Annotated in this window: 6 protein-coding genes; all 6 read right to left on the bottom strand. The window is 45.1% G+C overall.

From position 1 onward, the window contains the following. Positions 1-97: 97 nt before the first annotated feature. Positions 98-994 carry a nickel transporter permease gene (nikC, locus tag ACTHPA_RS17260; protein WP_440502020.1) on the bottom strand — a complete coding sequence of 299 codons (897 nt, stop codon included), beginning with the start codon at positions 992-994 and terminating at the stop codon, positions 98-100. A 17-nt stretch (positions 995-1,011) separates the two neighbouring features. Beyond that, positions 1,012-2,016: an ABC transporter permease gene (locus ACTHPA_RS17255; protein ID WP_440502019.1), complete on the bottom strand. Its 1,005-nt coding sequence runs from the start codon at positions 2,014-2,016 to the stop codon at positions 1,012-1,014. A 114-nt stretch (positions 2,017-2,130) separates the two neighbouring features. Further along, on the bottom strand, positions 2,131-3,714 hold the full coding sequence (locus ACTHPA_RS17250; protein ID WP_440502018.1) for an ABC transporter substrate-binding protein: 1,584 nt from the start codon (positions 3,712-3,714) through the stop codon (positions 2,131-2,133). Beyond that, positions 3,711-4,724 (bottom strand): ABC transporter ATP-binding protein, encoded by a 1,014-nt coding sequence (locus tag ACTHPA_RS17245; protein ID WP_440502017.1) that lies wholly within the window; start codon positions 4,722-4,724, stop codon positions 3,711-3,713. The genes ACTHPA_RS17250 and ACTHPA_RS17245 overlap by 4 nt, the downstream gene beginning before the upstream one ends. Further along, positions 4,696-5,718 carry an ABC transporter ATP-binding protein gene (locus ACTHPA_RS17240; RefSeq protein WP_440502016.1) on the bottom strand — a complete coding sequence of 341 codons (1,023 nt, stop codon included), beginning with the start codon at positions 5,716-5,718 and terminating at the stop codon, positions 4,696-4,698. The genes ACTHPA_RS17245 and ACTHPA_RS17240 overlap by 29 nt, the downstream gene beginning before the upstream one ends. Before the next feature lie 217 nt (positions 5,719-5,935). Continuing rightward, positions 5,936-7,681 carry an ABC transporter ATP-binding protein gene (locus ACTHPA_RS17235; protein ID WP_440502014.1) on the bottom strand — a complete coding sequence of 582 codons (1,746 nt, stop codon included), beginning with the start codon at positions 7,679-7,681 and terminating at the stop codon, positions 5,936-5,938. Positions 7,682-7,729: the final 48 nt, after the last annotated feature.

Genomic DNA, 7,729 nt, shown 5'->3' with positions numbered 1-7,729 from the left:
AAATCATCTGTATATTTAACCATAATAAAACACCCCAAAAGTTAGATTTTCAACTCTAACTTTTGGGGTGCACTTCATAATACCAAGGATGTTTTTTTCAGTTTTTCATTTTCGGATCGAGCGCGTCTCTTAAGCCGTCTCCCATCAAGTTGAAACCTAACACTGTCAGCATAATGGAGAGCCCAGGAAATATCATCGTCCATGGAGCAGATTGCAAATAAGACTTTGAATCGGCGAGCATTTTTCCCCATTCCGGCTGTGGCGCCTGTGCACCTAGTCCAAGAAACCCGAGCGCTGCCGCTTCTAGAATGGCAGTTGCAATCGCCAGCGTCCCTTGCACGATAACCGGTGCCATTGAATTCGGAAGGATATGTGAGAATAAAATTCGTGCATCTTTCATTCCGATTGCCTTAGCAGACATAATATATTCATCTTCCTTGATGCTTAGCACTTTGGACCGTATCAATCGGCCAAAATTCGGTACGTTAATGATTGCAATGGCAATCAGTGCATTTTCAAGCCCTGGCCCTAATACCGAAACGATAGCGATTGCTAGCAGGATCGATGGAAATGCAAGCATAATATCGAAGATCCTAGAAATGATCGTATCTGTCCATCTTCCATAATAGCCTGCCACGATTCCTAAAAAACTACCGACGATGACCGAGGCGATGACGGACAGAAATCCAACAGAAAGTGAAATTCTTGCCCCATGAATAATGCGCGACAAAATGTCCCTGCCGAAATCATCTGTCCCAAGCCAATATTCGGCTGAAGGCGGCTGAAGCCGATCGGCGGCCATCTGCTCATTGATTCCTTCTTTTGCAATGAAAGGTCCAAAAATGGCAAGAAGCACGAAAAAGAGGATAATGATCATTCCTGCAACCGCCACTTTGCTTTTTCTAAAGCTCCGCCAAGCCTCTCGCCACGGACCAGTCGACTTGTCGATTTCCGCTTCTACAATTCCATCCATTTTAGGCGTAAGTTCAGACATATCCCATTCCCCCTTCCTCAGTCATATTTAATCCTCGAATCAATCAGACCATAGAGCAAGTCAACGATCAGATTAATCATGACAAAGATGAAGGCGACAACGAGAATCCCAGACTGGATGACGGGATAATCCCGGAAGTTGATGGCATCGTATATATACCGTCCTATTCCCGGCCACGCAAAGATCGTCTCGGTCAAAATAGCTCCGCCAAGCAGCATGCCCATTTGCAGACCAATAATCGTCAATACTGGAATAACTGCATTTTTGAAAGCATGCTTGTAAACGACCCAAAACATTTTCTGCCCCTTCGCCCGAGCAGTTCGGATGTAATCGGAGCGCATCACTTCGAGCATGCTTGAGCGTGTCATCCTTGCGATAATCGCCATCGGTATCGTCGCCAATGCAATTCCCGGTAATACAAGGTGTCGCAGCACTTGCCATAACTGGTCGAATCGACCTTGGATAATTGTGTCGATTACGTAAAGATGGGTAATTGCATTTACCGGATCCCTCACCTGCTCCCTACCAGTCGTTGGCAGCCAGCTGAACTCGATTGCAAACGCCCATTGTCCTAAAAGACCAAGCCAAAAAATTGGCATTGAAACGCCGACGAGCGCCAAAATCATCGCTATGTAGTCAAACCATGAGTTTTGGAACCATGCCGAAATAATGCCCGCATTAACACCTACAATAATAGCGATTACTATTGCAAAAAAAGCGAGTTCCATCGTCGCGGCCAAATGCGGCCAAATTTCATCGGCCACCGGAAGCCGCGTGCGCATCGACTCTCCGAGATCCCCTTGCAAGATTCCACCTAAATACTTGAAGAATTGTATATACCACGGTTGGTCCAACCCTAATTTCGCATTCATCGCTGCGACCGCTTCCGCAGTTGCCTGCTGCCCTAAAATGACTTGGGCCGGGTTGCCGGGAATCGCCCGGATCATCATGAATACGATGAAAACCATTCCGAGAAGGACAGGTATTAACTGCAATAACCTTCTACCGACGTAACTGAGCATACGATCACCTCACTGATTCCGATTACCTATCCATTCACACGAAGCATCAATAGGAAAAGGGGGAAATCAAACGACTCCCCCTTACTGTTCAATGCAAAGTGAAAAGTGGATCCATTATTTGAATTCTACGTTCGATAACAGATCTGAACCTGTTGGATGCGGAACGAATCCAGTTAAATCCTTAGCTGCCGCAAGAAGCGGAGTAGAGTGGGCGATTGGAACCCAAGGCGCCTCTTCATGAATAATCTCCTGTGCTTTTTTATAAAGCTCAATACGCTTATCCTCATCTACTTCCGTTTGAGCTTCAATGAACAGATCATGCATTTCATCGTTTTTGAAATACGTATAGTTGTTGCTGCCGATATTATCTTCATCCAAAAGAACATAAAGGAAGTTGTCGGCATCTCCATTATCTCCAGTCCAGCCAAGCATGAAAGCATCCGCTTCCCCTTTGCTCGCTTTATCGAGATATGTCGGCCATTCATATGAAACAATTTTCGCCTTCACGCCAATATCCGCCAAATTGCTTTGAATTACTTCAGCTACTTTTGCACCATCTGGCATATATGGACGAGGGACAGGCATTGCCCATAGTTCCATTTCAAATCCGTCTGGGTAACCTGCTTGTGCTAATAGTTCTTTCGCTTTTTCCGGGTTGTATTCATATCCTTCAATATCATCGTTATAGCCTGAAATGGAAGGCGGCATTGGGTTTTTCGCGATATTGGCTCTTCCTTCGAAGAATGATTCAATGATTGTTTCCTTATCGATTGCATAGTTCATCGCCTGACGCACTTCTTTTTTATCAAAAGGAGGGCGCGTCACCGTCAATCCAAGATAGCCGACGTTCATAGACGGACGTTCAATCAATTGAAGATCAGCATTCTCTTCAATTTTTTTGCCATCTGCAGGATTAATTCCGTCTGCAAGATCGATTTCCCCGGCAATTAATGCATTCAAACGAGCGGAGTTATCAGGAATGGAACGGAATATGACTTTTTCCAATTTCGGTAATCCTTCTTGCCAATATTCATCGAATTTTTCAATCGTAATCGTTTCATTCGGTTTCCATTCAACAAACTTGAATGGACCTGTACCGACAGGATTTCTTTCAAACTGATCATCACCCTTTTCGAACGCAGTCGGGCTTGCAATCGCGAACATGCTCATCGCAATGTTTTTCAAAAACGGAGCCTGTTCCCGTTTCAATTTAATGATGACCGTATAATCTCCGTCTGCAGTGACCGAATCTATGACATGGCCTTCATCACCTTTGAATCCGCCGAACATGGAGTTATAATACGGGAACTTTTCCGCATCACCGTTCGCCCAGCGTTCAAAGTTCTTTACGACCGCATCCGCATTGAAATCCGTACCATCATGGAATTTAACGCCTTCCTGCAACTTGAATGTATACGTCAAACCGTCATCCGTATTCCACTCTTTCGCGAGTCCCGGTTGAATAGTCGTATCTTCCTCACCGAAATTTAATAATGTCTCAAACAGATTGACTGTAACTTTGAACGTTTCGCCTTCCGTCACCCTTGATGGATCGAGTGAAGTAGAGTCGCCACCGCGCCCGAAGACTAATGTATCTTTTGAGCTCCCACTGCTTCCACTGTTCCCACAGGCTGCGAGCACAGTTGACAGAACTAGCATTAGTAGCAACGCAGCTGACCACATTCTCTTTTTATTCATAGAGACCCCTCCAATTGTTTTATATCATTGTCGACCTGACCTACGTAAAGGTGGCAGGCGACAGAATGACCGGTAGTTTGTTCCGTAAGTTGCGGAGTGACTTTTGTGCAAATATCCATCTTGAACGGGCAACGTGTATGGAATGTACACCCGGTTGGCGGGTCCGCCGGATTGGGGATGTCTCCTTCTATGATGATCTGTTCCTTCTGAAAATCCGGGTCCGGCACTGGCACAGCAGATAACAACGCTTGGGTGTAAGGATGGAGCGGTTTTTCATATAACTGCTCACTATCCGCAACTTCTACCATCTTCCCTAAATACATGACAGCGACCCGATCGCTAATATGCCGGACGACCCCGAGATCATGGGCGATGAATATATAAGTCAGATTGAACTCCTTTTGGAGATCTTGCATTAAATTCAATACTTGAGCTTGAATCGAAACGTCCAATGCGGAAACAGGCTCATCCGCAATGATCAGCTTCGGATTCGTCATCAAAGCGCGCGCAATGCCAATCCTCTGCCGTTGACCGCCGCTAAATTGATGCGGATAGCGCTTCGCGTGATATGCATTCAACCCTACAATCTCCAAAAACTCATGAACCTTTTTCTTCCTTTCCTTCGGGTCAGACACTCCATGGACGATCAACGGCTCCTCCAAAATCTTGCCAATCGTATGGCGTGGATTCAACGATGCATAAGGATCCTGGAATACCATCTGAATATCACGCCGTGTTTTTCTCATCTCTTCCTGGCTTAATGAAGTAAGATCTTTTCCGTCAAATTCGATATCTCCTTCTGTCGGTTCCAGCAAGCGCATGAGCACACGCCCTGTCGTCGACTTCCCGCATCCGCTTTCGCCGACAATTCCGAGGGTTTCCCCTTCATTTACATAAAATGAGACATCATCGACCGCTTTCACATAACCGACCGTTTTGCCGAACATCCCTTTTTTAATAGGAAAGTGTTTTTTCAAGTTTTCAACTTTCAATAAAGGCGTTTTGGACATCCGGCTTCACTCCTCCTTCGTCATATAGGAAACAACGTGTCTGATGGACGTCGGTTGTTTCATAGAGCTCTGGATTTTCCTTTCGGCATCGATCGAACGCAAACTCGCATCGCGCAGCGAATCTGCAGCCGTTCGTTATCGAACCGGGCTTTGGGACATTCCCCGGGATGGAATGAAGTCGATCTTTCTTAAAGCGCATATCCGGTACAGACTGAATGAGACCTTTCGTATACGGATGCTGAGGATCTTCAAAAATGATCTTTGTCGGCGCCTCTTCTATGATCTGTCCTGCATACATAACAACGACCCGCTCACAAGTTTCTGCGACAACTCCAAGATCATGAGTAATCAATAATATGGCGGTCCCTAAACGGACATTCAAATCTTTCATCAATTTCAATATTTGCGCTTGAATCGTCACGTCGAGCGCTGTTGTCGGTTCATCCGCTATCAATATTTTCGGATTGCAGACAAGTGCCATTGCAATCATGACCCTTTGCCGCATGCCTCCGGACAATTGATGCGGGTATTCTTTCAACAATGCATCGGCACGCGGCAATCCAACCAGCCGCAACATTTCAATGGCCCTTTCCTCCGCCTTCTTTTTCGACCATCCCTTTTCATGGATCAGAATCGCTTCGACCATTTGATTACCGATTGTAAATAACGGATTCAGCGAAGTCATAGGCTCCTGAAAAATCATTGCTATGTCATTCCCGCGGATTTGCCTCATATCTTTCTCTGTTAGGCCAATCAAATTGCGGCCGTTATATATGATTTCGCCTCCGGTAATTTTCCCAGGAGGACTTGGCACGAGCCCCATAACAGAGAGAGAGGTCACACTTTTCCCGCATCCCGATTCCCCTACAATCCCTAAAATCTCGCCATCCCGGAGATGAAAATCAATGTGATCAACCGCCGGAATATTTCCGGAGTCTGTGAAAAAGGTAGTCTGCAAGTCGTTTACCTCAAGAATTTTCTTTCTTTCCTTCATCAGATCACCTTTTCATTTTTCGTGTTTTCAGAAACGTTAGATTATAACTATTATACTTTCTATTAGGAAAAAGGCAATATGCAATTTTAATAGAGGAAACAACAGGGTTTTGAGCGCGGGGCAGCTCGCCGTGAGCTCGGAGCGGCTTGCTTTAGGACGCGATTGCCGAATGGCAGAACAAAAAAAGCTACCGGGTCAACTCCCGGTAGCTTCACTTTTATAATGATTGAACTTGAAACAGATTGTAGTAAATGCCTTTTTGTGCCATAAGTTCTCCATGGCTTCCGGCTTCTTTCAACTCTCCATGATCGATGACGAAGATTTTGTCTGCGTGTGTGATTGTCGATAGCCTATGTGCCACAATTACAGTTGTTCTGTCACTCGCCAGACGTTCAAGTGATTCTTGGATGAGCGCTTCACTTTCAAGGTCCAAAGCGGAAGTTGCTTCATCTAAAATAAGGAGTGGTGGATTTTTCAAGAATACGCGTGCAATGGCGATCCGCTGTTTCTGCCCGCCCGATAATTTAACGCCACGCTCTCCGACTGTCGTATTATAACCTTCCGGCAATAATTCGATGAAGTCATGGGCGTTCGCAGCTTTGGCGGCAGCAATTACTTCTTCATCCGTTGCTTCTGGATTTCCCATCAATATATTGCTCTTGACGGAATCGCTAAAGAGGATGCTGTCTTGTAGAACGAGTCCGATTTGGTCACGCAACGATTTCAATTGAACGTCTCGCAAATCATAGCCGTCAATGCGGATCGACCCCGCCGTCACATCATAAAATCGAGGAATCAGACTGACAATCGTCGACTTTCCTCCACCGCTCATTCCAACTAGCGCAACTGTCTCACCTGGTTTTACCGTGAAATTCACATCATTTAATACGGACTCATCATCTTCCCCATATGAAAAACCGACATGTTCGAATTGGATTTCCCCTTCGATTCGCGGCAACGGTTTTGCGCCCGCTTTATCTTTAATATCGTAAGGTTCTTCCATCAGTTCAAATACACGGTCCATCGAAGCGAATGATTGCGTCAACGATGTCGAAGCATTGACCAATCGTCTCAACGGGTTGTACAAACGATCTATGTACGCGATGAATGCAACCATAACACCGACCGATAACGAGCCGTTGATTACTTGATAGCCTGCATAAGCAATTACAAGCAAAGGAGCGACATCGGTTATTGTATTGACGACTGCAAATGCTTTCGCATTCCACCTCGTATGATCGAGCGCCTTATCAAGAAAATTGCCGTTCGTTTCGTCAAACCGATCCTGTTCCTTGTCCTCAAGCGCAAAACTTTTAATGACGCTTATACCCGTCACACGTTCATGCAAATAACTTTGTACATCGGCAAGCGCCTGCGAACGCTTCCTTGTCAAATCCCTCAGCTTCCCGAAGAAATGCTTCACACTGTAAGCATAAAAAGGGAATGCGAGCAAGGTGACGATTGTCAACGGAACGTCCATCGTCAACATGATGCAAGTTGCGATGATGATTGTTGCCAAATCAAGCCACACATTCATCAGACCGATCGTGACAAAATTCTTCGTCTGTTCAACGTCATTAATGACTCGTGAAATGACTTCTCCTGCCCTCGTATTGGAATAATAGCGAAGTCCGAGCCTTTGCAAATGCCCATACAGATTTTCACGAATATCATATAAGATTTTATTGCTGACATATTGTGCAAAATATTGTCGATAATATTCAACGGGCGGCCTGATGATGAAAAACAGCAATACGGTTCCTCCGAGCCATAAAAAAAGCTGCTTTGTCTTCTCCGCGTCGGTTAGCATGTCCGCGCCGATAATATCGTCAATGACAATTTTAATTAAATAGGGAATGAACAAAGGAATTGCAAATTTCACGACACCAATTAAAATCGTCAAGATGATTTGCCAATTATACGGCTTTACAAATTTTAAATATCTTTTAATACTCTCTCCCATTCTCATCCTCCTTCTTTAACAATAAAAAGCCCAACTGCATAAACGCAG

This window comes from Sporosarcina sp. SAFN-015 (assembly GCF_051966875.1).
In the GTDB taxonomy this organism is placed as follows: Bacteria; Bacillota; Bacilli; order Bacillales_A; family Planococcaceae; genus Sporosarcina.
Note: the sequence above shows the minus strand (reverse complement) of the source record. Positions and strands in the feature narration are given on the sequence as shown.